Source organism: Hyphomonas polymorpha PS728, from assembly GCF_000685315.1.
Lineage (GTDB): Bacteria > Pseudomonadota > Alphaproteobacteria > Caulobacterales > Hyphomonadaceae > Hyphomonas > Hyphomonas polymorpha.
Map to the genome: position 1 here is coordinate 37,551 of NZ_ARYM01000015.1, position 24,957 is coordinate 62,507.

Genomic DNA, 24,957 nt, shown 5'->3' on the forward strand with positions numbered 1-24,957 from the left:
GTAATCCCTCCCAGAGATATCGCGCGCAGGGTAGCGCCCCTTACCGTCGATGCAATCGCCCCCGATACGTCAGGCGAGGCGTTCCTTGGGATATTCGGGATAGCTCGCCTTCATCACGCCGTGATTGAGCAGCATCTCGGCCACCTGCTTCTGGCCGGAGGCATCAAAGATGCGCGTGCGGATCCAGTAATTCTCCACCCGCCGCGATTCTGAAAGCGCCACGACCTCCCGCCGCAGCACATATTCCTCGCCCACGAAAAGCGGTCCCTCGATCATCCGGATTTCCAGATCGGCAAACAGGCCAATGCTCGGATGTTTCACCGGGAAGCGGGCGCCATGGCTGGAATAGTTGGCCAGCACGCTGACCATTTCGAGCGGCACCACCGGACGCCCCCAGGGCGAGGCGCCGGCATCCGAATACATCGGGTCATTCTCGGTGATCACGGCCAGCTTCTCTGCCAGCGAGAAGGGATAGAGATCGCCCATATTCTGATCCGGCCCCATCCGCACACGTTCTTCGGCGGCGCCCTGCAGGCCAACCTTCATGTCCGCCAGGATGACGAGATCGCTCGCGGGGCGCAGCGCCTTCATCCGCGCCTCCAGCAGTGTCTCGCCATGGTCCGGGCCCAGCGTGGCACTGGCTTCCAGCACGGGCGTGCCATCTTCCTTGAAGGCCCGCGCCGCCGTGCGCGTGGCGCCCGGCGCAGGCTTGTCAATCTCGGCACGGACTTTCTCGCCATCGAACACCATGTTGAGGAAATGGCAGGAGAAGCAACCGCGTTCAAACCAGTCCTTGCCCCAGACGTCCGCCAGCAACGGCACGAATTGCTGGAAATGTGTCGGCCCTTCGATAGGCCCCGCCTTGATGCCAAGGCGCGCGGCTTCTGCGTCATCATGCAGGGATTTGTGGCCACCATATTTCTGCTCGGTCAGCATATTGACGGGGCTGCGCAGCGGGCCTTTGAGAATTTCGGTCATAACATCTCCCTTTTGATCGATCCTGCCATGTTCAGGCGGCGGGGTCACGTCTTGCCGCGCCCCATGAAACGCATACTCAGAAAGGACAGCGTCACCAGCAAGGCTGAGAGGATCAGTGCCAGCCGCGTTGTCCCATCCCAACCCGCCTGCTCATACACAAAGGTTGCGCCCCAGCTGGCAAGTCCGCCGCCGATGAACATCAGCACGATATAGGCCGTCATCAGCCGGGTCCGCACGCCGGGCGACTGGCTCAGGAACGTCATCCGCCCCGTCACGTCAATCAGCGGGCCGACAACGTTCATCAGCGTCAGCGGGATGATCAGCAGCCAGAGGCTGTGCCCGAAAACTCCGAGGAGGCAGACACCGGCAAACTGCACCAGAGAAATGAGGAAGCGCGCCTTCCGCGCGCCCACCCGGTCTGCCCAGGCGCCCAGCGGCGCGGTCGTCATCAGGTTCAGCAGCGCCAGCGCCGCCAGATAGCCGACCGTATCGGTGCCATAGCCCATCTCGGGGCTGGTGAGATGAAGCCCCAGCGTCAGCCACACGGACAGGAAAATACCAAAGCCGAGCCCCTGGATCACGCCGGAGAGCACCACTTCGGGATGGCGCCGCACAATCGGGATGACCGAGAGGACAAGGCCGAAATAATTCTCTGCCGGCCCTTCTGCAGCGGATTTCTCGCGCCCCTCCATGATCCGTGGAAGGAGCAGGGTGATCGCCAGCATGACACAGGCGGCGATATAGTAGACCGTTCTCCAGCCCAGATGCTCGCCCACCCAGCCAGCGCCCACACGGGCGATCAGGATGCCGGCAATCACTCCGGTTGTCAGCGTCGCTGTCACCTGGCCGAGACGCTGAGGCTCCACCCGCTTGGAGGCATAAGCAGGCAGCAGATAGGGAGTAATCGTCGAGAAGCCGAGGAAAGTCGATCCGGCCACGAACAGCCAGAAGCTGCCCGAAAAGGCCATCATCATCAGCCCAAGGAACTGCCCGGCGGCAAACACGGTTGCCAGCTGACGGTTGCTGAACCGGTCGCCCAGCGGCAGCAGCACGAAAATCCCGACTGCAAGTGCAATCTGGTTCAGCGCGGGCACCAGACCGATGCCCGAAGGCGAAACGCCGAAATCCTTCGCCACAAGGGCGACGATCGGGTGGATGTAATAGGCGTTTGCCGTAACAACGGCGCTCGCCAGTGCCAGCAACAGCAAATCCCGGCGCGTCAGCAGCCGCCGGCCACCCTCAGGGGCCGGCGGGCTGGAAGGCTCAGGCCTCACCCCGGCATGCCGGCGCGGCGGGCATATTCATAAGCGAACCGTGCCAGCGGGACCACGCGGGCAGCATTCGACTCGGCATTCGCGCTGTTGGCAGTGCCGTCGCGCACGCGGCCGATGATCCCCTGAAGGATGCCGGCCAGACGAAAGGCATTGTAGGAGAAGTAATAGTCAAGCTCCGGCAGGCCCTTGCGGCCGGTATGCTCGCAGTAAAGGCCCACATATTCTTCCATCGTCGGAATGCCCCAGGCCTTCAGGTCCGGGATCGCCATGATCGAGCCACGCGCCGAATCCCCCGGCGGCATCACCCAGTTCATCAGATGGTAGGAAAAATCCGCAATCGGATCACCCAGCGTCGACAGCTCCCAGTCGAGCACCGCGATCACCTTCGGCTCGGTCGGATGCAGGATCATGTTGTCGAGGCGGTAGTCCCCGTGAACAATCGTCGTCGTGTCGCCCGGCGGGATGTTCGCCGGCAGCCATTCGATCAGCTTTTCCATCTCCGGAATGTGGATCGTCTCGGAGGCTTTATACTGTTTCGTCCAGCGGTGGATCTGGCGGGCAACATAGTCGCCCTCCTTGCCGAAGCCTTCGAGGCCCGCTTTCCGCCAGTCCACATTGTGCAGGTCGGCGAAGGTCTTCACCTTGGCTTCATAGATCGCCCGGCGCTCTGAGGGTTGATACTCCGGCAGCGTGCCATCCCACAGGATGCGGCCTTCCACGCAGTCCATCACATAGAATATCGTGCCGGTAACGCTCTCATCCAGGCACAGGCCGTAGGGGCGGGCCACCGGATAGCCGAGCGGATAGAGGGCGTTGATGATCGTGAACTCGCGGTCCACCGCATGTGCGCTCGGCAGCAGCTTGCCCGGCGGCTTGCGGCGCATCACGTATTTCTTCTTCGGCGTGATCAGCTGATAGGTCGGGTTGGACTGCCCCCCCTTGAACTGGCGCACCACCAGCGGGCCTTCATACCCCTCGACATTCGCTTCCATCCAGGCAGCCAGCTTGGCTTCGTCAAAACGATGCGACTCGGCGACTTCCTTGGTGCCGGAATACAGGTCTTGTGCGGTATCGCCCTCTGCCATTTTGGTCTCTCTCAATTCTGCCGGATTCTGTATGGATACCATACAAGTCCGCGCCGTCCCGCCAAGACCTGCCGCCGCGTCGCGTCACCTTTTCAGGATACCAGGATGAGAACCGCATTCCGTTTTTGCGCCTTGATCTTTCTGATCTTTTCCAGCGCCGGGTTGAGCGCGCAGGCAAAAATGCTCGATCCGGACGGGCTCATACGCCCGGAACTGCTGGAACGCGCCCTCGCTGCGATGGAAGCGCACGCCCGCGATGGCGGCAGCAGCGGAAAGCTGGTGATCGTCGATTATGGCCAGCATTCCAGCAAGAAGCGGCTGCATGTCATCGATCTGGCAACGGGCGCCGTCTCGGCCTATCGCGCCGCCCATGGCATGGGCACCGACAAGGATCATGACGGCTATCTCGACGGTTTCTCCAGCCTGCCCGGTTCACAGGCGAGCAGCGAAGGCACCTTCCGTTTCGCCGAGGAATATACCGGCAAGCATGGCCGGTCCTTCCGCCTAGATGGGCTGGACAAAACCAACAGCACCTCCCGTGAGCGGGCAATCGTCGTCCATGCCGCCGACTATGCAGAGCCCGCCTTCCTTACCCGCCATGGCAAGCTCGGCCGGTCGAACGGATGCATCGTGTTCTCGAAGGACGACCTGGCCGCGTTCGCAAACGAAGTGCCCGCAGGCACGCTGATCTTCGTCGGCAAATAACGCCGCCTATTTTGCTTGATCCGCCCCGCCCGAGGCGGCTAAACCCCGGCCATGACCGATACACCTCCCGACCGTCTCTCGATCTATCCCAACAGCCCGTACTACGACTATGACGTGCTGGTGCGCGGCATTGGCGTGCGCTTTCGCGGTGAAGAGAAATCCACCGTCGAGGAGTATTGCATCTCCGAGGGCTGGATAAAGGTGTCCGCCGGCAAGGCTGTGGACCGCAAGGGCCGGCCGATGCAGCTGACCCTGAAGGGGCCGGTCGAGGTCTGGTTCAAGGACGAGGAAGCCCAGGGCTAAGCCGGTTCCGGCCCCAGCATATCCTCGCAATGCGCCTTATGCTGCGCGCGGATCTGTTCCAGGGCCTTGTGGATCATCGCCCGGTTCTTGTCATACATCAGTTCCAGCGTGATGCCGCGCAGCGTCAGGATCAGCACGCGGGCATGCACCATGGCCGCCTCAACATCCTTCACCCCGGCAGCAATCGCCGTGGCGCATGTATCCTGGTCAATCTCCGCTTCGACCCGCATACCGATGGGCCGCAATGCCTCTCCCAGCGCGGCGTCCCACCGCGAGGCCAGCAGCGCCTCGGTAATGGCGGCGCCCTCGGGAATGTTCTGGGACTCCCAGAACAGGTCGCACATCGCCCGGTACCGGGCCACCGGATTGGGTAAGGCGCGCATCAGCTCTCGCGTATGCTCCATCATCTGGTCCATCGCCGCCTCAACCGCGCCGGTAATCAGCGCGATCCGCGTCGGGAACTGGTGCAGCACTGACCCCCGGCTGACGCCCGCCCGCTCCATCACCGTTTCGATGGAGGTGGCGGCATAGCCCCGCTCACACAGGCATTCGATGGCCGCAGTGATCAGCTGCCGGCGCGTTTCTTCGCCCCGCCGCGTTCGCCGGGGGCGTGCCGCCAGCGTATGCGGCAGCGGATCGCTCCTGTCGTTCATACCCATCAAGACTGCGCTCCCCACTCGTCATCCTGGCTATCCGGCTCGAAAATAGTCAACATTGACTACTTTTCTAACCATGATACTAATTTTCCAGCTTGCCGCGTTGCCGGGCGCGGCGCCAGAGGCTTTTCGAAGCCATAACAAGAAATCATCCGGCACGGGAGGAACACATGACCACAACTGCCGCGACGGAACCGTCTGCCAATACGGCCGGTATGGAAATTTTCCGCTTTGCCTCTGCGCCCACGCTGGACGAGACAGGCCATATGGAAGTGGCCGATCTCAATGAAGACATGCAGGCTGGCATCGGCGGCGCGCTGGAAGCAGGCTTTGCTGAAGGCAACGTGGTGAAAACCCTCTTTTCCCGCCCCGGCTTCAGCCTCACCTATGCCTGGTTCAAGAGCGGCTTCCCGCTTCCTCTGCACACGCACAATGCCGATTGCCTCTATTATATCGTCGCCGGCACGCTGCAGCTCGGAACGGAAAAGCTCGGCAAGGGTGACGGCTTCTTCATCGGCAAGGACAAAGCCTATCGCTACACACCCGGCCCGGAAGGCGTCGAGGTGCTGGAATTCCGCAGCGAAGAGAATTTCGACATCAAGTTCCTGGCCAAGACGCTGCCCGCCTGGGCGAAGATCACCGATGTGATCAAGGAGCGCCGCCCGGCCTGGGCCACCGAAGCCCCGCCCAGCAGCGCGCAATAGGCGAGCCTCGCATGACCCGGAAAAGATTTGAGAACAAAGTCGCCGTCATCACCGGCGCCGCCTCCGGTATTGGCGCGGCCACCGCCCGTCTGCTGGCCCGCGAAGGCGCCCATGTGGTGCTGGCGGACCTGAACGATAATGGCGGCGCCTCCATCGCGGCTGACCTTGGCGCTACGGCCATGGCCATCAAATGCGACGTCTCCAGCGCCGCCGATATCGAAGCGCTCATCAAGGCGGCTGTGGATCGCCATGGCCGCATCGACATCCTCTTCAACAACGCCGGCATCGGCAGCTTCGGCACCAGCGTGGAAATTCAGCCTGCGGAATGGGAACGTGTCATCGCGGTAGACCTGCACAGCGTCTATTATGCCTGCCACTTCGCCATACCCCACATGCCGCGCGGCGGCGCCATCGTGAATACGGCCTCCATCTCTGGCATGGGCGGGGACTATCGCTTCGCCGCCTATAACGCTGCCAAGGGCGCCGTCATCAACTACACCCGCGCCCTCGCGGTAGACCATGCCCGCGACGGCATCCGCGTCAACGCGCTCTGCCCCGGCCTCGTCGTTACACCGATTACCGCGGGTGCCCAGCAATTGCCGGGCCTGAAGGAAGAATGGGAAAGCCGCATCCCGCTCGGCCGCGCGGCCCAGCCCGAAGAGATGGCCAGCGTCGTGGCCTTCCTGGCTTCGGAAGACGCCTCCTATGTCACCGGCACGATCATGGTGGCCGATGGCGGCACCACCGCGCACACCGGCCAGCCGGAAGTCGCCCGCTTCGCCCTTCCGCCCCAGAGCTGACCCGCAGCAAGCATCAGGACACGTATCATGCGCGCCGCCGTTCTTCAGGGCAAATCCATCAGCATACGCCAGATGCCGGACCCCTCGCCTGCGCCTGGCCAACTCCTCGTCCGGCCGATCTTCACCGGCATCTGCGGCAGTGATCTCAGCGCCCGCAAACAGATGGCGGCCATGGCCGATACCCTGCCGCCGGAAGCCCTGTCCCAGATGCCGGCGATCATTCCCGGGCATGAGTTTTCCGCTGAAGTGATCGGCATCGCGCCGGGCACGGAGACGCAGATCAGGCCCGGCGACATCATCACCGGCCTGCCCTTCACGCACACGCATGAAGGCCCGCAGACCATCGGCCTCTCGCCCGCCCATGGCGGCGGGCTGGCCGAGCTTTCCTGCATTGATGCCTGCCGCAGCTTCCGCATCCCTGAGGGTGTACCGCATGATCTTGCCGCGCTGAGCGAGCCGCTGGCCGTTGGTCTGCATGCGGCCAATCTGGCCAGCCGCAACCGCGCGCCAAATGTCGTCATCGGTTGCGGCCCGGTCGGCCTCGCCGTCATCCTCTCGCTCAGCCTGCAGGGCAGAGGGCCCATCCTCGCGGCAGACTTCTCCGCAGAGCGCCGCCGCGCCGCCAGCGCGCTGGGCGCCGACATTGTCATAGATCCGTCGGCCGGGTCTGCCTTCGATCACTGGGGCGATCTGAAGCTGACGCCTTATCCGATGTCACCCCTGCTTGAGCGGGATTTCCGCGGCCTGCCGCCCGGCGCCAACATCTTCGAATGCACCGGCGCCCAAGGGATGCTGGATCAGGTGATCAAGGGCGCCCCGCCGCACAGCCATATCATCGTGGCCGGCGTCTGCCCGCATGAGGAGAAGCTCACCCCGCTTGACGGCATCCTCCGTGAACTGACGCTTGAGTTCAGCTTCGCCTACCGCCCGGAAGAGTTCGCCGCTGCCCTTGCCATGATAGAGGCGCACCCGGACAAGGCCGCCCGCCTCATCACCAGCCGCCAGCCACTCGCCAATACCGAAGCGGCTTTCGAGAGCCTCGCGAAAAACCCCAGCGAGATCAAGGTCCTGATCGATCCCAATTCCTGAGGCGCCGCTGCCCCCCGAACGGCTCATCCTGAGCGAAGTCGAAGGACGAGCCGGGGCTGGCGATCGCACCGCTTGCCATCCTTCGACTTCGCTCAGGATGAGCGTTGCATTCAGCTATGACTAGCTAGAGCGCGCGCCAGCCAATATCCCGGCGGCAGAAACCTTCCGGCCAGTTGATCGCGTCAACGCCTGCATAGGCCCGGTCCACCGCTTCCCGCAGGGTGGCGCCGCTGGCCGTCACGTTCAGCACGCGGCCGCCCTTGGCGATCAGCTTTCCGCCATCGGCAACATCCGTGCCCGCATGGAATACCGTGACACCTTCCAGCGCCCCGGCCTGTTTCACGCCTTCAATCACGGTGCCTTTTTCATAGCTGCCGGGATAGCCCTTGGCTGCCAGAACGACGGTTGCCGCCGGTTGGAAGTCCTCCAGTTCCAGCAGCGCCTCGAACGCTTCTTCATTGCCCTTGAGGCCACCAGTCGCCGCCACAAGAATGGCGGGCACAATATCGCCCTTCAGGCCCTTCATCAGCACCTGGCATTCCGGGTCACCAAAGCGCGCATTGAACTCGACAACCTTCGGGCCTTCAGCGGTCACCATGATGCCGATATACAGCACGCCCTGATAGGGCATCCCGTCTTTCGCCATGCCCTTCAGCATCGGGGCGGCAATCTCGCACTTGACGCGAGACATGATCTCTTCACTGACGACCGGGGCGGGCGCGTAGGCGCCCATGCCGCCGGTGTTCGGGCCGGTGTCGCCATCGCCCACGCGCTTGTGATCCTGGGCGGCAGGCAGGAAGATCGCGCCTTCACCATCCGTGATGACGAACACGCTGGCCTCTTCGCCATGCATGAATTCCTCGATCACCAGCGTGGCGGAGGCGTCGCCAAACTTGCCCGACAGCATCTCGTCGATTTCGCTATCGGCCTCTTCCAGTGTCTCGGCAATCACAACGCCCTTGCCCGCTGCCAGGCCATCGGCCTTCAGCACATAGGGCGCGCGCATCTTGCGCAGGAAGGTTTTGGCAGGGGCAGCCTCGGTAAACTCGCCATAGGCCGCCGTCGGCACGCCGTATTTCGTCATCCGGGCCTTGGAGAAAGCTTTGGACGCTTCCAGTTGAGCCGCCTCTTTCGACGGGCCGAACACATCAAATCCCCGTGCCCGCAGAATGTCAGACAGGCCAAGGGCGAGGGGCGCCTCCGGGCCGATCACCACCAGGTCGGGCTCTATCTGCAGGGCAAGCTTCACCAGCCCGTCAATGTCATCGGCCGCCACATCAAAACAGGGGCCCACCGCGTCCATACCGGGATTGCCGGGCGCGCAATGCACCACGTCCACGAGGGGAGACTGGGCCATCTTCCAGGCCAGGGCGTGTTCACGGCCGCCCGATCCGATCAGGAGTATGTTCATGGGGCGGCTTGATGCGCTGAGCAGGGCATGGGATCAAGCCCAAATGCCTGACTCGCCGACCACAAATCAGCCTGAACTGACCGTCTCGGAACTCGCCGCGAGCCTGAAGCGGACAATCGAGACCAATTATGACCAGGTGATCGTGCGCGGCGAGCTTGGCCGGGTGACGATTGCCAAGTCCGGCCACATGTATGCTGACCTCAAAGACGACAAGGCCGTCCTCAACACCATCATGTGGCGGGGCCAGGTAGACCGGCTGACCTTCCGGCCCGAGGAAGGGCTGGAAGTGGTGGCCACCGGGCGCCTCTCCACCTATGAGGGCCGCTCGGCCTATCAGATGATCGCCAGCACGATGCGGCCCGCCGGCGCCGGCGCGCTGATGCAGCTGCTGGAGGAGCGCAAGAAAAAGCTCGCTGCCGAGGGCCTCTTCGACGCGAGACACAAGAAGCCGATCCCCTACATGCCCCGCACCATCGGGGTGATCACCTCGCCGACCGGGGCGGTGATCCGGGATATCCTCCACCGGATCCGTGACCGGTTTCCGGTGCGCGTCATTGTCTGGCCCGCGCTGGTGCAGGGGGAACAGGCCGCTGCCCAGGTGACCACCGGCATCCGCGGGTTCAACGCGATGACAGGGGCAGACCGGCCCGATGTGCTGATCGTGGCGCGGGGGGGCGGCTCGATTGAAGACCTCTGGCCGTTCAATGAGGAAACGGTCGTCCGCGCCGCTTTCGAGAGTGAAATTCCTTTGATTTCAGCGGTTGGGCACGAGACCGACACCACGCTGATCGACTATGTGTCCGACCGCCGGGCACCCACGCCCACAGGCGCCGCCGAGATCGCCGTGCCGGTGCGCACAGAGCTGATCCTCAGCGTGGAAGAGTCTGGCCAGCGGCTGAAACGCGCGCTCACCCGCGCCCTTGCCCGCGCCAGCGACAAACTCGTCGCGGCCCGCCTGCCCCGCCCGGAAAGCCTTTTGCAATCAAAGCGTCAGCGGCTGGACTATGCTGCCGCCAGCCTGCCCCGCGCCGCCCTGGCGCTGACCCAGAAGGCGCGCCTGAAGCTCTCCCGGCTGCAGCTTTCGCCCTCTACCCTGCGGGCGGAAATCCGGGGACAGCGCCAGCGCCTGCGTGAGGCGGCCGTGCGCGCGCGCCCTGCGCTGATGCGTCTGATCGAGCAGCGCAAGGCGGCGCTGAACGCGGAGGGCAAGCTGCTCGAAACGCTGTCCTATCAGGCGACGCTGAAGCGCGGATATGTGATCATTCGGGACAATTCCGGACAATTGGTGCGCACATCCGGACAGGCCCGGACACTTCCGGTCATGCGCGTGACCTTTGCGGACGGAGACGTCACCGCCGCGCCCATCGAGGGCGACACGCCGCCACCTGCCGCCAAACCCAAGCCTGCTCCCCGCAAGAAGGGGGATCAGGGCAACCTGTTCTGAGCCGATGCACCCTTCGCCCCGCTTCCGTGAGACCGACCCGGCCACCCTGCTGGCGCGGATTGCCGCCCATCCTCTGGGCATCGTGATGGTGAATGGCGAGCGCGCGCCCCTGGCTGTGCATACGCCGGTAATCGTGCGGCTGGAGGGAGAGAGCCCTGTCCTGCGCTTCCACCTTTCGGCGGCCAATCCGGTTACGGCGCGGCTGCTGGCGGGGGCGGCGGCCACCCTCGTGTTCACCGGGCCGGACGCCTACATCTCGCCGGACTGGTATGGCGATGTGCCCGATCAGGTGCCGACCTGGAACTATCTGTCGGTCGAAGCCGAGGGCGCAGTGACCGAAACGGGCCGGGAAGGCGCAGCAGCGTTTCTGGATGACCTCTCCGCCGTGTTCGAGGCTGGCCTCTCGCCCAAGCCGCCCTGGACGCGGGCGAAGATGAAGCCGGCCGCCTTTGAAGCGCTGCTGAATGGCATCCGCGCTTTCGAAATGCGGCCCAGCCGGCTGGAGGGGATCACCAAGCTCGGCCAGAACAAGTCGCCTGAGATGCGCGCAGGCGTGATCGCGGCGCTGGAAGACCAGCCCGGCGGCGCAGGAATCGCGGCGGCGATGCGGGCGCTGGACTGAAGGCGGGCGATGGACGCTTGGCCCATCGCCCAGCGCAATCAGGCCGCAGCGCCAATCGCCACGAGTTCAATATCGAATGTCAGATCCTTGCCAGCCAGCGGGTGGTTGGCGTCCAGCGTGATGGCAGCGTCGTCGGCAGCAACGATCACCACGGGGATCACCTGGCCATTCTGTGTCTGCATCTGCAGACGGGTGCCAACTTCTGAAGGCACGTCCTGCGGAAACTCTGTACGCGGTACATCCTGACGCATGGACGGATTGACCGGCCCATAGGCATCTTCGCAGGGCACATTCACGGTTTTCTTGTCGCCCACCGCCATGCCGGGAATGGCCGAATCCAGGCCCGGAATGATCTGCCCGCTGCCCACCTCGAAGGAGAGCGGCTCGCGCCCTTGCGAGCTATCGAAAGTCGACCCGTCGCTCAGCGTGCCGGTATAGTGGATGTGTACGGTGTCGCCGTTCTTGACAGTCATAAGATATCCAATCGTTCTGGAGGATGGTTGGAGAAGGCCGCAGCTGCGCACCACGCCTTCCTGAAGCGTAGATGAACAAGGTAGGCGCTTGATCCGGGATGTAAACCCATAAGCAGGGATTCTGCGTTCCTTCGTTTCGCCGGACGCGCGGCTGTTGTACTCAGGAGGAGACATCGACAAGCTCCGGAGACGAACCATGTTACGTTCTGTTATTGCTGCTGCAGTGCTCGCCAGTTCCGCCCTGCCGGCGTTCGCGGACTTCGACCCTAATCGTCTGGCAACCTGTATGAAAAGTAATACGACACCGGAACTCAAGACGAATGTAAAACAGGTCATGATCCATGCTTTGCAGGATCAGAAGCCGGAAGCAAATGCGGCCCTCCTCAACTTCAGCTTCAGCGCGCTGGCCATTGCGACCTCGCAATGCGGCATGAGCTTCGCGGATGTTCAGAACCCCAAATTCGAAAGCGCCGTGGAAACCTATGCGCAGCTTCTGGGCGAGGAAATCCTGAACGACGCGCTGGCAATGATGGACATGCCGGCCTTCTGAGCGCGCCTCCGCACGCTCACTCGTCCCAGGACTGATAATTCCGGCGCATATGGGCGACACCATCGCGCACGATTTCGGCGAGCACGTCCATGTCTATATCGGCCAGCTTGTTGATATAGAGGCAGCTCTTGCCGGTCTTGTGCTTGCCGAGGCGGGCAAGCTCGGCTGAGTAATCCCGCGTGCCCGGCATGGCGTAAAAGACAAGGTTTGCCTTGCGCGGGCTGAAGCCGGTCAGCATCGCCTCGCCGGAATGGCCGCTGTCATAAGTATAGGCATAGCGGCCATAACCGATCATCGACGGGCCCCACATTTTCGGTTTCAGGCCCGTTATCTTCGTCATCCAGGCGAGCGCGGTAGCGGCGTCCGTCTTGCGCGGGCCATCTTCCATGGCAGCGATGTAATCTGCCGGGCTGATCGCCGTGGGTTTTGTTTTCGCTTCCTTGCCTGCCATCGTCTTCCCCCCTGGCGTCTCAGGCGCCCAGTTCGACAGCGCTCCCAAGATCCAGCAGCAGTATGAGCGCGATGGCAATCAAAAGGAAGAGGCCTGACAGGATCGCGTTCAGCCAGACGGCGCGATTGGCATGTTGCTGCTCTATCCATGTCCGGGGACGGATCTTGCGCAGGCGGAAGACAATCAGCGCCGACAGGATCAGCGCCGCCACATTCAGGCTGAGCAGCAGCGCCGCGCGCAGGGCGAGTTGCCATTCGCCATAGCCAAGGAAGAGGCCGAACGCTGCGCCCGGTGGCAGCAGCGCGGCGGCCACCATCACGCCTACCAGCGCCGAGGAAGCGCCCCGCGTCACCGAGAGCGCCGCTGCGCCACCTGCCGCCATGGCAAGCGCCAAACCGTCCAGCCGCACTTCCGCGCGGGACATGAGTTCCCGGCTTTCCCAGTTGGGCGGCAGCACCAAAGCCAGCACCAGCGAAACGCCGAGTGCGATGGCGATGCCCGCAAACAGTGTGAGGATGCCCCGGCGCAGCAGCGCGAGCTCGCCCAGCGCAGCGCCCATCGCCAGGCCAATGATCGGGCCCAGCAGCGGCGCGATCACCATGGCGCCGATCACGGCGGCAACCCCATCCGAGACAAGCCCGATCGCCGCCACGATGGTGGAGAGCACCACCATGACGATGAAGTCCCGATTGAGTTTCGCATTGCTGGAAACCTGAACGTAGAGTTCCTCGCGGGTGTGCTGCTGGCGGGCGATTTTCTTCTCGTCTTTCGGCTCGGGCAGCTTGGGAATGGTCACATCCAGATCGGCAACGGTGACGCGCCAGCCGGAGCGGTGTTCGAGCAGGGACTGAAGATTGTCGAGCATGGCTTGAACCGGGCCGTCCCGCATGATCACCTGGATCAGGCGGCGGTCTTTCTGTTCCGGCTGAAGCACCAGATAGTCGATCGGGTCTGATGCCTTGATGATCCGTATCGCCGTGTCATAGGCTTCGCCATCAGACGGGATGTGAATATCGACGCGGCAGATCCCCATCAGTCAGGCTTCCGGTCCAGCCGGGCGATCAGGCTGGAGGTGTCCCAGCGGTTGCCACCCATCGCCTGCACATCGGCATAGTACTGATCCACTTGCGCCGTGAGCGGAAGACTTGCGCCATTCTCGCGGGCCGCGTCCAGCGTGATCCGGAGGTCCTTGCGCATCCAGTCAACCGCAAAACCGAAATCGAACTTGCCGTCCGTCATCGTCTTCCAGCGGTTTTCCATCTGCCAGCTCTGGGCCGCGCCGCCGGAAATCGCCGCGATCACCTTCTCTGCGTCCAGCCCCGCCTTGCCGGCAAAGTGGAGTGCCTCGGCGAGGCCCTGGACGATGCCGGCGATGCAGATCTGGTTGACGGATTTGGCAAGCTGGCCCGCGCCGCTCTCGCCGATCAGCGTGGTGGCCCGGGCAAAGGCGGCCATCACCGGCTCTGCCTTGGCGAAGGCATCTTCCTCGCCGCCGCACATGATGGTGAGCTTGCCATTGATGGCGCCCGCCTCGCCGCCCGAAACCGGCGCGTCAATGAAATGCGCGCCCTTGGCACGGCAGCGCTCGGCCAGTTCGCGGGCGAGGGAGGCGGAGGCCGTGGTGTGGTCGATGACGGTCATGCCCGCGCCCAGGCTTGGCTCAAAGCCGTCAAACACCGCGCGTACATCGGGATCATCGCCCAGGCACATCAGCACATATTCGGCGCCGAACACGGCAGAGGCGGGGTCTGCCGCGCTCTTGCCCTTGTGGGCCGCGGTCCAGGCAGCGGCCTTGGCGGGCGTGCGGTTCCAGACGGTGACCTGATGGCCTGCCCGCGCCAGATGGCCAGCCATGTGGAAACCCATGACCCCGAGGCCCAGAAATGCGGTGCGCGCCATTGCTCTCTCCTGCTGAATTACGGGCTAATTAGAGCGAATTTCATGGAAATCCCACCCCTCGGCGAAGCGTGGCTTTCACCACGACCTGATACACCAGCGTCATCCATCAGAAGGATTGGACGCAAAAGAGCAATGGCATATGCCACGACCTCACGGCGGCAGACGGGCAGAAGGCCCGTTATGCCTACCCGTAAAACGGGCACCTGGAAGCTGGCCTATGCCGACTTCCTGACGGCCCTGGTCGCGTTCTTTCTGCTCATGTGGCTGATCAGCGGGGTCTCGAAAGAAGACCGCGCGGTGATCGCTTCGGAATTTACCGGTAAACCGGCTACCGTCTCGGTGACGGCCAGCGAGGCGCTGTCAGACGCGGCCCGCCTGCTGGCGATGCTGGAACTCTCTGAAAGCCTGAAGGCGGCCGGTGACAGTGTGCAGCTGTCTGCCGATGCGCAAGGCGTGCGGATAGAGCTTGTGGATACCGCCGACCGGCCCCTGTTCGAAACCGGCAGCGGCGCGCTGACGGAAACCGGCGCCGCCCTGATCCGCGCGGCGGGCGCAAGTCTTGCGGCCCTGCCCTATACCGTTTCCATCGAAGGCCATACCGACGCCTTCTCGATGGCGGGCACGGCCAGCTCCAACTGGGAACTTTCCTCGGCCCGGGCCAATGAGGCCCGCCGGCTGCTTGAGGCGTCCGGTTTCGGAACAGAGCGGGTCGTGGGCGTCACCGGCTATGCCGACACCCGCCCCCTCAGCGCCGGCCAGCCCCACCTGGCCGCCAACCGCCGCATCAGCCTGCAGGTCCATCTGGCCGACTAGACTGTCACCAGCAGGGCACAACCCTGCGCCATTTTTGCTGCGCCCGGCCCTCTGCCCCGAAAACGCCACTTGGCGTATCGGCGCGCCGGTGTATCGTCAGCGGCAATGAAGTTTTCGGATCCACATCTTCTGCTGGCGGGCCTTGAGCGGTCGCTGAGGTTCTACGTCACGAACCCCAGCCCCTGCCCCTATCTGCCTGACAGGAAGGAACGCAAAGCCTTCACCAACCTGGCCATTCCGGAAGCAGACGCTGTGCATAACGTGCTCAGCCAGTCCGGTTTCCGCCGCAGCCAGTCGATTGCCTACCGGCCAGCCTGCGCGCGCTGCAATGCGTGCAAGAGCGTGCGGGTGGCGACGCGGGATTTCGAGCTCAGTCGCAATGACCGCCGGGTGATCGCGCGCAACGAGACGCTGGTGCGCCGCCCGGTTGCCGCGCAGGCAACCCGCGAGCAGTTCCGCCTGCTGAAAACCTATGTCACGACGCGCCATGACAATGGCGGCATGTCGGACATGACCTACCGGGATTATGTCGCCATGGTCGGCGGTAGCCCGGTGCAGAGCCTGATCTTCGAATATCGCGAAGGGCCGGAACCGGACGCGCCGCTGGTGGCCGCCGCCATCACCGATGTGCTGCGCGATGGGCTGTCGATGGTCTACACCTTCTTTGACCCGTCGAAGGCCAGCCGCAGCCTTGGCCACTATCTGATCCTCGACCACATCCTGCACGCGCACGACCTCGGCCTGCCGCACCTCTATCTGGGCTACTGGGTGAAGGGCAGCCCAAAGATGGACTACAAACGGCGCTACAAACCGCTGGAAGTGCTTGACGGCGACCGCTGGCGGCCCTAGAGAGACGACGACTAGTTTTTCGCCGGCAAAACGGACCGATGGCGCAAACGCGCCAAAGAGACCCGTGCCGCGTGGGGAGGGCATTGATGATCAACCGCCGTAACCTGATCGGCGCAGGCGCACTGGGTGTGGCCGGCGCGGCCGCCACCTTCTCGACGCCAACAGCCGGCGCCGTGCTGGCAACACCGGCCATCGGCCGCAACCGGCGCCGTTTCAACATGGTCACCACCTGGCCCAAGGGCCTGCCCGGCCTGGGCACCGCCGCCGAGCGCGTGGCCCAGCGTATCAGCGACATGACCGATGGGCTGATCGAGGTGAAGGTGTTTGCCGCGGGCGAACTCGTGCCGCCGTTTGAATCCTTCGATGCCGTCGCCAATGGTTCGGCGGATATGTATCACGGCGCCGAATATTACTGGACGGCGAAGTCCACCGGCTTTCCCTTCTTCACGGCTGTGCCCTTCGGGATGACGGCCCAGGAGATCATGGGCTGGATCGACTTTGGCGGCGGGCAGGAACTCTGGGACGAGCTCTCCGGCCAGTTCGGCATCAAATGCATCCAGGGCGCCAATACCGGCCACCAGATGGGCGGCTGGTTCCGCAAGGAAATCCGCTCCCTGAGGGATATGGCGGGTCTGCGCATGCGCATTCCGGGGCAAGGCGGCGAAGTGCTGCGCGCGCTTGGCGGGGCCTCCATCGCGCTGGCGGGCGGCGAGATCTATCAGGCCCTCCAGACCGGCGCGATTGATGCGGCCGAATGGGTGGGCCCGTGGAACGATTACTCCCTCGGCTTCCACCGCGAGGCCCCCTACTATTACGGCCCGGGCTTCCATGAGCCGGGCGCGAGCCTTGCCGTTGGCATCAATCGCGGCGTCTGGGACAGCCTCACGGCCAGCGAGCAGGCGATCTTCAAGGCCGCCTGCGAAGCGGTGAACCATGAGACGCTGGGCGAGTTCACCTATCAGAACTCCGTCCATCTCGACCTGCTGGTGAACCAGCATAACGTCCAGATGCGATCCTTCCCCGAAGATGTCGTCAAGCGGATGTCGGAAGCAGCCTATGATGTGCGCGCCTCTGCCGGGCGTAGCGGCGTCGAGAAGCGCATCTATGAGAGCTTCGAGAAATCCCTGAAGCTGATGCGCGGCTGGGCCGGGGTTTCGGACGGGGTGTATTACACCGCCCGGGCGCTCGGCAAATAAGGGCGCCGGGGCGGGCATGGACACAGGCATCTTCCTGCATATCGGCACGGGACTGAAATGGCTGGGCCTGATCAGCCTGCCGCTGTTCCTGGTGCCGCTGATTGCGCTGAGCGCGCCGCGCCTGACTGAGGGGTTTGCGCTGAAGCTCAGCCGTCTGATCGACAAGATCACCGGCGCAGCTCTTGGCGCGGCGATTGCCGCCAGCCTGCTGCTCGTCTTCTCGATGCTCGCAGTGGTGATCCTGCGCTACACCTTCGCCCTCTCCTTCAGCTGGCTGAACGAGATCACCACCTACAGCTTTGCCGCCATGTTCATGCTAGGCGCCGCCGCAGCCCTGCGTGACGGGGCGCATGTGCGTGTGGACATCCTGCGCCCGCGCTTTGGCGAGACGGGACGCAACTGGATCGAGCTTGCCGGCATCTACCTGTTCCTCTTCCCCATCTGCGTCCGCATCCTGATGACGAGCGAGGCAGGCCTTGCCCGCGCCTGGCTGCTGCTGGAAGGCTCGCGCGAGTCTGACGGTCTGCCGATCTTCTTCCTGTTCAAGACGCTGGTGCCGGTCTTTGCAGTGCTGCTGATGGCGCAGGGGCTTTCCGAAGCGATCAAGGCCGCCCTGCGCAATACCGGCGCCCTCCCGCCGGAAACGCCGGAGCAGCTGGCAGCAGAAGGAGGCGGCCATGGAGCTTGAGGCGATCCTTGCCATCTCGATGTTCGTGGTGGCCATCGGCGCGCTGCTGGCGGGCTATCCCGTAGCGCTGACCCTGGGCGGGGTGGCGCTGATCTTTGCGCTGATCGGCATTGCCACCGGCGTGTTCCCCGACACCTTCCTCAAAGCCTTCCCGAGCCGCATCGAAGGCAGCTCGATCATGCAGAGCCAGACGCTGGTGGCCGTGCCGCTTTTCGTCATCATGGGCGTGATCCTCGAGCGCTCACGCGTGGCTGAAGATCTCCTGGGCATCGCCAGCCGCCTGCTCGGCAAGATGCGCGGCGGCCTCGGCATTGCCGTGGTGCTGGTGGGCACGCTGCTGGCAGCCTCGACGGGTATCGTTGGCGCCACCGTGATCACCATGACGCTGATCGCCCTGCCCTCGATGCTGCGGCAGGGCTATGACCCGCGCCTCGCCACCGGCACGATTGCCGCCTCCGGCACACTCGGCCAGATCATTCCGCCCTCCATCGTGCTGATCCTTCTGGCGGACGCCATCTCGAATGCAGCCAGCCAGGCCGCGCTTCGCTCCGGGGGCGGATCAGCGGTTGTCTCAGTGGGCGATCTTTTCGCCGGAGCCTTGATCCCCGGCCTGATCCTGGTGGCGCTTTACCTGTTGTGGATTGCCATCATGGCGGTCTTCCGGCCCGCCTCCTGCCCGCCGGCCGAGGTGATTGAAGGCACCGCGCCGCTTACCTTCCGGGATGTGGCCCTCGGCCTGGGCGCGCCGCTGGCACTGATCGTCGCCGTGCTCGGCTCGATCCTCGGCGGCGTAGCCCCGCCCACCGAAGCGGCCGCCATCGGCGCGGGAAGCGCAGAGCCGCCTGATGCCGGTGATGCTGGCAGGCCTTGCCGGCATCCTCCTGATCATCGTGCTGCGGAACACGCTCGACCTGCGCACCGCTTCGGGTGGCCATAGCGGGGCGGATTTCATCGGCATGGCGATCACCGTGCTGGCGGCCTTTGCCATTCTCGCATCGCTGGTGGCTGGGCTGCTGGTGCTGCGCCGGGTAAAACAGCTCGGGCCCGCACTCAAAAGCTCAGCCCACATCACCTCGATGGTGTTCCTGATCCTGATCGGCGCGTCGCTGTTCAGCCTCGTCTTCCGCGGCTTTGACGGGGACGATCTGGTGCATGACATCCTGCACAATGTACCCGGCGGGAAATGGGGCGCGCTGGCCGCCGCCATGCTGGTGATGTTCGTGCTCGGCTTCTTCCTGGACTTCATCGAGATCGTGTTCGTGGTGGTGCCGCTGGTAGCGCCGCCGCTGATCCTGCTCGGCTGTGATCCTGTCTGGCTCGGCATCCTGATGGCGGTGAACCTGCAGACGAGCTTCCTGACGCCGCCCTTCGGCTTTGCCCTCTTCTATCTGCGCGGGGCCGCGCCGCCGGAAGTCTCCACGATGCAGATCTGGCAAGGGGCGCTGCCCTTCATTGGACTGCAGGTCATTCTGCTGGCAATGGTGGCGTCGATGCCGGCGCTGGCCACATGGCTGCCGGCGCTGGCGGCGAAGTAATCACGAACACAGAGGTTCCCGATGGGACAGAATATTGCGCCATTTCAGGCAATCGCGATCAGCCGCCGCGCACACGAACTGAAAGCCGCCGGGCAGCGCATTCTGCATATGGAGTTTGGCCAGCCCTCCACCGGCGCGCCCAAGGGCGCGATTGCGGCGGCTCACCATGTGCTCGACAGCGAAGCGATGGGCTATTGGGAAAGCCTTCCCCTGAAAGAGCGCATCTGCCGGCATTACCGCGAGGGCTTTGGCGTGGAGCTCAGCCCCCGCCGGATGGTGATCACCTGTGGCGCCTCTCCCGCGCTGGTTCTGGCGCTTTCAACAGCCTTCAACCCGGGCGACCGCATCGCGATGGCGCGGCCGGGCTATGTGGCCTATCGCAATACCGTCCGCGCGCTGAACCTTGAGCCGGTCGAGATCGCCTGCGGGCCGGAGGTGCGCTTCCAGCTGTCAGCCGCCGCGCTCGATGCGCTGGAGCCTGCGCCCCAGGGAGTGATCATTGCGAGCCCGGCCAACCCCACCGGCACCATCATTCCGAAAGAGGAACTCGCCGCGATTGCTGAAGTCTGCCAGCGCCGGGGCATACGGATCATTTCCGACGAGATTTATCATGGCCTTTCCTATGGTCCGAAGATCCATTCGATGCTGGAATTTGCGCCCGACGCCTATGTCGTCAACAGCTTCTCAAAATACTTCTCGATGGCGGGCTGGCGGCTGGGCTGGCTCGTGTCGCCCGAAGAAGGTGTGGCGCGGACGAATGCCTATATCGGTAACCTGTTCCTCACCGCGCCATCGCTGGCCCAGCATGCCGGGCTGATTGCCATGGACAGCCGGGACGAGCTTGAAGGGCATCTGGCCGTCTACCGGAAGAACCGCGCGCTGCTGCTGGAAGCGCTGCCGCGTCTGGGCCTCGACAATATCGCCCCGCCCGATGGCGCGTTTTATATCTATGCGGACGTTTCGCGCTTCACCGACAACAGCCTGAGCTTCTGCCTGAAGCTGCTGGAGGAGACCGGCGTGGCGACCGCGCCCGGCGTGGACTTTGATCCTGTCGATGGCGGGCGCTTCATGCGCTTTTCCTTCGCGCTCTCAACGCCGGAGATCGAGGAAGCGCTGGCGCGGCTGGAGCCGTGGTTTGCGGCGCAGCCGGCGCGTCAGACCGCTTAAGAATCGCAGGCGCCCCAGAAGCTTTCCAGGCCGGGCAACTCGCCCTTGCCGACTTCCTGTTCCGGCACGAACAGCTCAAAGTCTGCCTCCGGTGTGACGCGGATGTAGAGCGTGCGGCGCAGGCTCTCTGGCGTCTGGCTTGTCTCGTTCCAGCAGCCGGGCGCGACCGCGCCGAAGCTCAGCTCATTCTCCCCAGGCGCTTCGCGCTTCAGGCGGGCAAGCTCGGCGCTGATCGCCTGCAACAGAGGCCCATCTTCCGGCCGCGTTCCATAGGTCCATATCCTGTAACCCTCCCGCGCCTCTGACGCCAAAAAAGGGCTGGTCACCGCGCTCGTTTGAACAAGGGGAAACTCCTCGGCCACATTTACGCCGAGGCGTTCATTGGTGACGTTGATCTGCAGCCGGGCGCCTTCTTCGCGCGCCTGGAAGGCGGTGGGAATGCGCATGGCAAGGGCCATGCGGGAGAAGTCCAGCGCCGTGGGGTCCAGCAGCGGCGCGGCGGCGTCTGCGTCTTCGGCGGCTTCAACGGGAGATGTCAGTTCTGCCTGAAGGGTTTCCCCCTCCTCCGCCTTCTGCGCGGGCGCAGACGGAGAACAGGCCACCAGCAAAGCGGAAGCTGCAACAATCATATAGCGCATCACGCGGCACCACCCCTGAAGAAAGTTATTCCGCATTCTGAGCTTGGCGCCCCGGCGCTGTCCATGCCTGCCAACATTTAAGTTTGGCAATCATAGGCCGCTTCGGCGCTGCCATCGGGCGCCACCTCCAGCGAGGCGAGGCGGCAGCCTTCGGGCGCGGCCTGCTCGGCGGCGGCGCGCAGTTCCTCCGGCAGCGTGCTTTCACCCTCTTCCTGAATGCGGAACATGCCGTCTGTGGCCAGCGTCAGCTTCAGCTTGAAACCCTGCCCGTGCAGCGGGGCGGCGAAGAAGCTGTAATTCTCCGTACCGATGGTCTGCGCGGCCAGGCCGTTCCAGGCCGCCGCGCTCCAGCGGACGGTGGGCGTGTCGGTGGTGGATGCGCAAGCGGCGAGCATGAAGCCCGCCGCAACCGGAAGATAACGAATGATGGACATGGGGCCTCCCCTCCCTGGCTACCGGATCAGGATAGCGCGGGCAGGCCCGTCCGGCGAGGCCCTCAGAAGGCAACCTTTGGCGGCTCATCCATCGATGCGCGGCCTTCAACGCCGACATCGAAGAATTCGCGCGGTTCGAAATTGAAGCTGCCGGCGATGATCGAGCCGGGGAACTGTTCGCGGGCGGTGTTATAGTCCTGGACGGCCGAGTTGTAGAACCGGCGGGCGGCGGCCAGCTTGTCCTCGATCGAGGAGAGCTGCTGCTGCAGCTGCAGGAAGTTGGTGTTGGCCTTGAGGTCTGGATAGGCTTCGGCGAGGGCAAAGAGCTTGCCGAGCGCCTGGCTGAGCACCCCTTCGGCCTTGGCCATTTCGCCCGCTGTATTGGCCGCCTGGGCGGCGTTGCGCGCGGCGATCACCTGCTGGAAGGTCGCCTGCTCATGGGCGGCATAGCCCTTCACCGTTTCCACGAGGTTCGGGATCAGGTTCTGGCGCTGCTTGAGCTGCACATCCACATCCGCGAAGGCCTGGTTGACCCGCTGCCGTTTCATGACGAGGCCGTTATAGATCAGGATGATGGCGCCAATGACAGCCACCACGATCGCGAGCACGATTAGAAAGACGTTCATTCGGGTGTCCCCTTATTGCTATTGCCAGCCTGCAAAGGCGTAACGGTGTGTGGCCACGTGCGCAAGTGCGGGTTAACCTGACCTTACCTGCCCGTTTTTGCACCGTTTTTTCCGGTTGCTACAGCCCCTGTTCCGGTGGAGTGCCCAATGCCCGACCCTTATTTGCCCAAGGAGCACCATTACAGCCAGCGCACCGGCTGGTTGCGCGCCTCCGTGCTGGGCGCCAATGACGGGATCGTCTCCACCGCCAGCCTGATGATTGGGGTGGCGTCGGCTGCCGCCTCGCCTTCCGATATTCTGGTGGCGGGGATTGCGGGTCTGGTGGCCGGGGCAATGTCGATGGCAGCAGGAGAGTTTGTCTCGGTCAGCTCGCAGGCCGATACGGAAAAGGCCGATCTGGAGATAGAAAGGCTGGCCCTGCACAAATTCCCCGAGGAAGAACTCGATGAACTGACGCAGATCTATATCGACCGGGGCGTGGAGCCGGTGACCGCCCGGGCCGTGGCCGAGCAGCTGACCCGATATGACGCGCTGAGCGCCCATGCGCGCGACGAGATCGGGCTGACGGAAGTGGCGAGCGCCAACCCCATTCAAGCGGCCTGGAGTTCGGCAGCGAGCTTTTCGGCCGGTGCCATCCTGCCGCTGATCGCAGCGGCGCTGGCGCCCTCGGGGACGGTCACCCCAGTGGTGGCGGCCGTTTCGCTGCTGGCGCTGGCCATTCTGGGCTGGCTGTCGGCGAAGGCAGGCGGGGCGAAGAAGCGCCGGGCGGTTGTCCGCGTCGTGTTCTGGGGGGCTGCGGCAATGCTTGTGACCGGCCTGATCGGCGGGGCTGTCGGCACGGTGGTCTAGCCGCGTTCCAGCCCTGCTTTCAGCCGGGCGAGCTTGTCGGCCGCGCCGGCAGCGTGCGGGCCAATCCAGCGGTCATGGATGGTCTTGATCGGCAGCGCGTTGAGATGGTTCCAGCGCACCCGGCCTACCTTGTGCGCAATCACCAGATCAGCGCCTTCCAGCACCTTGAGATGCTGCATCACGGTGCAGCGGTCGATCTCCGGAAAGCGGGCGCACAGCTCTGTCGTGGTCTGCGGATTATCCTTCAGCGCATCAAGGATGGCCCGGCGCACGGGCGCGGCGAGCGCCTTGAAGACGAGATCTTCCTGCGTTTCGCGGCGAGGGGCGGTCTTGCTGCTTGACATGTTATGTTTTTATAACATGATGGTACAAAGATCAAGACCGGAGGCCCTGCCATGGATCTGAAATTCGAGGTGAGCGGACGGATTGCGCGGCCAGTCGACGAGGTGTTCGAGGCGGTGGTGAACCCGGAGAAACTTTCCGGCTATTTCACGACCGGCGGCGCCAAGGGGCGGCTGGAAACGGGGGCGACGGTGACTTGGGACTTTGCCGATTTTCCCGGCGCGTTTCCGGTATATGTGGCCGAAGTAGAGAAGAACAAGCGGATCATCCTGCATTGGGATGCAGGCGATACGGCCGCAGAGCCCGGCGGCGAAGAAGGCCCCTATCGCACGCAGGTAACGATGCGGTTTGAAGCGCTGGAGGATGGCCGCACGCTGGTGACGATTGCCGAGGAAGGCTGGCGGCAAACGCCTGAGGGGCTGAAATCCGCCCTCGGCAATAAGGGCGGATGGATGCACATGCTGTGCTGCCTGAAGGCGTGGGTGGAGCATGGCATCAATCTGCGGGAAGGCATGTTCCGCTAGAAGGCCGCGCAAATCCCGTATAGTTTCGGGGCCATGACCGAAACTGACGCCAAAAATCTCGCCCATATGATCCAGGTTGCCGAGCGCGTGGTGGTGTTCACCGGCGCGGGCATTTCGACCGAAAGCGGCATTCCCGACTTCCGCTCGCCTGGCGGGGTGTGGAGCAAGATGAAGCCGATCATGTTTCAGGATTTCGTCGCCTCGCGCGATGCGCGGCGGGAAGCCTGGACACGCGTGTTCAACAAGACTGCCGGCTGGACCGGGGCGGAACCGAATGCCGGGCATTATGCTGTGGCCAAGCTGGTGGAGGCGGGCAAGGTTACCAGCGTCATCACGCAGAATGTGGACAACCTGCACCAGGCCTCCGGCGTGCCGGCGGACAAGGTGATCGAGGTGCACGGCAATGCGAGCTATGCCAAATGCCTGCAATGCGGGAAGCGCTACGAGTTTGAGGCGCTGCGCCACCGCTGGGAAGCGGATGAAGACATCACCTGCATGTTCTGCACCGGCCTTGTGAAATCCGCGACCATCTCCTTCGGCCAGGCGATGCCGGAAGCGGAAATGGAACGGGCGACCGAAGAAGCGCTGCTGGCAGACCTGTTCCTCGTGCTCGGTTCCTCGCTGGTAGTCTATCCGGCGGCGGGCTTGCCGGTTGTGGCGAAGAAGGCCGGCTCACGGCTTGCCATCGTCAACCGCGAGGAAACAGACCTCGATCCGTATGCCGATCTTGTGCTGAACACGGATATCGGGCCGTTGATGAGCGCGGTGATGGAACGGCTTTAGGCATCTTTGCCGGCTGCGGACAGCGACATAGAGTTTCAGGCAGCACGAAGGGCCGGACGCAGCGGGGGC

29 protein-coding genes and 1 pseudogene are annotated in these 24,957 nt (G+C 63.9%); 17 read left to right on the plus strand and 13 right to left on the minus strand.

Features of this window, described 5'->3' with window-relative positions; translation table 11 throughout:
* Nucleotides 1-69 precede the first annotated feature (69 nt).
* The 3 genes from HPO_RS13140 to HPO_RS13150 all read right to left on the minus strand — a co-directional run bounded on the left by HPO_RS13140 (nt 70) and on the right by HPO_RS13150 (nt 3,337).
* Nucleotides 70-978, minus strand: coding sequence for a hotdog family protein (locus tag HPO_RS13140; protein WP_051612609.1), 909 nt, complete (start codon nt 976-978; stop codon nt 70-72).
* A gap of 44 nt (nt 979-1,022) precedes the next feature.
* Nucleotides 1,023-2,177, minus strand: coding sequence for an MFS transporter (locus HPO_RS13145; protein WP_422120099.1), 1,155 nt, complete (start codon nt 2,175-2,177; stop codon nt 1,023-1,025).
* Between the two features lie 71 nt (nt 2,178-2,248).
* Nucleotides 2,249-3,337, minus strand: coding sequence for a phosphotransferase family protein (locus HPO_RS13150; RefSeq protein WP_035599660.1), 1,089 nt, complete (start codon nt 3,335-3,337; stop codon nt 2,249-2,251).
* Between the two features lie 180 nt (nt 3,338-3,517).
* Here HPO_RS13150 and HPO_RS13155 point away from each other — a divergent pair, with 180 nt between their 5' ends.
* The gene (locus HPO_RS13155; protein WP_162174046.1) at nt 3,518-4,042 is read left to right on the plus strand and encodes a murein L,D-transpeptidase catalytic domain family protein; all 525 of its coding nucleotides are present in this window, start codon (nt 3,518-3,520) and stop codon (nt 4,040-4,042) included.
* Between the two features lie 51 nt (nt 4,043-4,093).
* A complete protein-coding gene (locus HPO_RS13160; protein ID WP_035599662.1) occupies nt 4,094-4,345 on the plus strand; it encodes a DUF3297 family protein in 252 nt (83 codons plus the stop codon).
* Here the strand turns inward: HPO_RS13160 and HPO_RS19845 are convergent.
* Nucleotides 4,342-5,004: a TetR/AcrR family transcriptional regulator gene (locus HPO_RS19845; protein ID WP_051612611.1), complete on the minus strand. Its 663-nt coding sequence runs from the start codon at nt 5,002-5,004 to the stop codon at nt 4,342-4,344. The two genes, HPO_RS13160 and HPO_RS19845, sit on opposite strands and share 4 nt — an antisense overlap.
* Nucleotides 5,005-5,171: 167 nt before the next feature.
* On the opposite strand from HPO_RS19845, the gene HPO_RS13170 reads away from it, so the two are divergent.
* From HPO_RS13170 to HPO_RS13180, 3 genes are read left to right on the plus strand one after another with little or no spacing between them, the layout of a single operon-like run.
* Complete coding sequence (locus tag HPO_RS13170) at nt 5,172-5,705, plus strand: cupin domain-containing protein (RefSeq protein ID WP_035599665.1); 534 nt, start codon at nt 5,172-5,174, stop codon at nt 5,703-5,705.
* An 11-nt stretch (nt 5,706-5,716) separates the two neighbouring features.
* Nucleotides 5,717-6,505 (plus strand): meso-2,3-butanediol dehydrogenase, encoded by a 789-nt coding sequence (budC, locus tag HPO_RS13175; RefSeq protein ID WP_035599668.1) that lies wholly within the window; start codon nt 5,717-5,719, stop codon nt 6,503-6,505.
* A 27-nt stretch (nt 6,506-6,532) separates the two neighbouring features.
* Nucleotides 6,533-7,594, plus strand: coding sequence for a zinc-binding dehydrogenase (locus HPO_RS13180; protein WP_051612612.1), 1,062 nt, complete (start codon nt 6,533-6,535; stop codon nt 7,592-7,594).
* Between the two features lie 124 nt (nt 7,595-7,718).
* On the opposite strand, the gene purD is transcribed toward HPO_RS13180, so the two are convergent.
* Nucleotides 7,719-9,005 carry a phosphoribosylamine--glycine ligase gene (purD, locus tag HPO_RS13185; RefSeq protein WP_035599670.1) on the minus strand — a complete coding sequence of 429 codons (1,287 nt, stop codon included), beginning with the start codon at nt 9,003-9,005 and terminating at the stop codon, nt 7,719-7,721.
* Nucleotides 9,006-9,048: 43 nt separating this feature from the next.
* Here purD and xseA point away from each other — a divergent pair, with 43 nt between their 5' ends.
* Nucleotides 9,049-10,449: an exodeoxyribonuclease VII large subunit gene (gene xseA / locus HPO_RS13190; protein ID WP_035599838.1), complete on the plus strand. Its 1,401-nt coding sequence runs from the start codon at nt 9,049-9,051 to the stop codon at nt 10,447-10,449.
* 4 nt (nt 10,450-10,453) lie between these two features.
* Nucleotides 10,454-11,071, plus strand: coding sequence for an FMN-binding negative transcriptional regulator (locus tag HPO_RS13195; protein ID WP_035599673.1), 618 nt, complete (start codon nt 10,454-10,456; stop codon nt 11,069-11,071).
* 38 nt (nt 11,072-11,109) lie between these two features.
* Here the strand turns inward: HPO_RS13195 and HPO_RS13200 are convergent, their stop codons facing one another.
* Nucleotides 11,110-11,544, minus strand: a complete 435-nt coding sequence (locus tag HPO_RS13200) for an FKBP-type peptidyl-prolyl cis-trans isomerase (protein ID WP_035599676.1) — start codon at nt 11,542-11,544, stop codon at nt 11,110-11,112.
* 196 nt (nt 11,545-11,740) lie between these two features.
* Here HPO_RS13200 and HPO_RS13205 point away from each other — a divergent pair, with 196 nt between their 5' ends.
* Nucleotides 11,741-12,094, plus strand: a complete 354-nt coding sequence (locus HPO_RS13205; RefSeq protein WP_157532835.1) for a hypothetical protein — start codon at nt 11,741-11,743, stop codon at nt 12,092-12,094.
* Between the two features lie 16 nt (nt 12,095-12,110).
* Here HPO_RS13205 and HPO_RS13210 read toward each other — a convergent pair whose 3' ends face one another.
* Genes HPO_RS13210 through HPO_RS13220 form a run of 3 tightly spaced genes read right to left on the minus strand, consistent with a single transcriptional unit; the run spans nt 12,111 to nt 14,444 of the window.
* Nucleotides 12,111-12,545: a DUF1801 domain-containing protein gene (locus HPO_RS13210; protein WP_035599682.1), complete on the minus strand. Its 435-nt coding sequence runs from the start codon at nt 12,543-12,545 to the stop codon at nt 12,111-12,113.
* Between the two features lie 19 nt (nt 12,546-12,564).
* On the minus strand, nt 12,565-13,578 hold the full coding sequence (locus HPO_RS13215; RefSeq protein ID WP_035599685.1) for a TIGR00341 family protein: 1,014 nt from the start codon (nt 13,576-13,578) through the stop codon (nt 12,565-12,567).
* On the minus strand, nt 13,578-14,444 hold the full coding sequence (locus HPO_RS13220; RefSeq protein ID WP_035599688.1) for an NAD(P)-dependent oxidoreductase: 867 nt from the start codon (nt 14,442-14,444) through the stop codon (nt 13,578-13,580). The genes HPO_RS13215 and HPO_RS13220 overlap by 1 nt, the downstream gene beginning before the upstream one ends.
* A gap of 180 nt (nt 14,445-14,624) precedes the next feature.
* Here HPO_RS13220 and HPO_RS13225 point away from each other — a divergent pair, with 180 nt between their 5' ends.
* The 6 genes and pseudogenes from HPO_RS13225 (at nt 14,625) to HPO_RS13255 (ending at nt 20,692) form a co-directional block, all read left to right on the plus strand.
* Nucleotides 14,625-15,257 (plus strand): flagellar motor protein MotB, encoded by a 633-nt coding sequence (locus HPO_RS13225; RefSeq protein ID WP_035599692.1) that lies wholly within the window; start codon nt 14,625-14,627, stop codon nt 15,255-15,257.
* A 105-nt stretch (nt 15,258-15,362) separates the two neighbouring features.
* Nucleotides 15,363-16,106 (plus strand): arginyltransferase, encoded by a 744-nt coding sequence (locus HPO_RS13230; RefSeq protein ID WP_051612613.1) that lies wholly within the window; start codon nt 15,363-15,365, stop codon nt 16,104-16,106.
* 86 nt (nt 16,107-16,192) lie between these two features.
* Entirely contained in the window at nt 16,193-17,302 is a 1,110-nt protein-coding gene (locus HPO_RS13235) for a TRAP transporter substrate-binding protein (protein WP_035599695.1), read from the plus strand.
* Between the two features lie 16 nt (nt 17,303-17,318).
* Complete coding sequence (locus HPO_RS13240) at nt 17,319-17,990, plus strand: TRAP transporter small permease subunit (RefSeq protein ID WP_035599697.1); 672 nt, start codon at nt 17,319-17,321, stop codon at nt 17,988-17,990.
* Nucleotides 17,980-19,525 (plus strand): annotated as a pseudogene (locus HPO_RS21240) (TRAP transporter large permease). The gene HPO_RS13240 and the pseudogene HPO_RS21240 overlap by 11 nt, the downstream one beginning before the upstream one ends.
* 21 nt (nt 19,526-19,546) lie before the next feature.
* Nucleotides 19,547-20,692 (plus strand): pyridoxal phosphate-dependent aminotransferase, encoded by a 1,146-nt coding sequence (locus HPO_RS13255; protein WP_035599703.1) that lies wholly within the window; start codon nt 19,547-19,549, stop codon nt 20,690-20,692.
* Here HPO_RS13255 and HPO_RS19855 read toward each other — a convergent pair.
* From HPO_RS19855 to HPO_RS13270, 3 genes are all read right to left on the minus strand, one after another.
* Nucleotides 20,689-21,333, minus strand: a complete 645-nt coding sequence (locus HPO_RS19855) for a hypothetical protein (RefSeq protein WP_206742162.1) — start codon at nt 21,331-21,333, stop codon at nt 20,689-20,691. The two genes, HPO_RS13255 and HPO_RS19855, sit on opposite strands and share 4 nt — an antisense overlap.
* A gap of 74 nt (nt 21,334-21,407) precedes the next feature.
* A complete protein-coding gene (locus HPO_RS13265; protein ID WP_035599710.1) occupies nt 21,408-21,764 on the minus strand; it encodes a hypothetical protein in 357 nt (118 codons plus the stop codon).
* 62 nt (nt 21,765-21,826) lie between these two features.
* A complete protein-coding gene (locus HPO_RS13270) occupies nt 21,827-22,390 on the minus strand; it encodes a LemA family protein (protein ID WP_035599714.1) in 564 nt (187 codons plus the stop codon).
* Between the two features lie 147 nt (nt 22,391-22,537).
* Here HPO_RS13270 and HPO_RS13275 point away from each other — a divergent pair, with 147 nt between their 5' ends.
* Nucleotides 22,538-23,239 carry a VIT1/CCC1 transporter family protein gene (locus HPO_RS13275; RefSeq protein ID WP_035599716.1) on the plus strand — a complete coding sequence of 234 codons (702 nt, stop codon included), beginning with the start codon at nt 22,538-22,540 and terminating at the stop codon, nt 23,237-23,239.
* On the opposite strand, the gene HPO_RS13280 is transcribed toward HPO_RS13275, so the two are convergent.
* Nucleotides 23,236-23,583, minus strand: a complete 348-nt coding sequence (locus tag HPO_RS13280; RefSeq protein ID WP_035599718.1) for an ArsR/SmtB family transcription factor — start codon at nt 23,581-23,583, stop codon at nt 23,236-23,238. The genes HPO_RS13275 and HPO_RS13280 overlap by 4 nt on opposite strands.
* A 51-nt stretch (nt 23,584-23,634) precedes the next feature.
* Between HPO_RS13280 and HPO_RS13285 the strand changes: the two genes are divergently transcribed.
* Together HPO_RS13285 and HPO_RS13290 are read left to right on the plus strand one after the other, a co-directional pair.
* On the plus strand, nt 23,635-24,105 hold the full coding sequence (locus tag HPO_RS13285; RefSeq protein WP_035599721.1) for an SRPBCC family protein: 471 nt from the start codon (nt 23,635-23,637) through the stop codon (nt 24,103-24,105).
* 33 nt (nt 24,106-24,138) lie between these two features.
* Nucleotides 24,139-24,888 carry an SIR2 family NAD-dependent protein deacylase gene (locus HPO_RS13290; RefSeq protein ID WP_035599723.1) on the plus strand — a complete coding sequence of 250 codons (750 nt, stop codon included), beginning with the start codon at nt 24,139-24,141 and terminating at the stop codon, nt 24,886-24,888.
* The last annotated feature ends 69 nt before the right edge of the window (nt 24,889-24,957 follow it).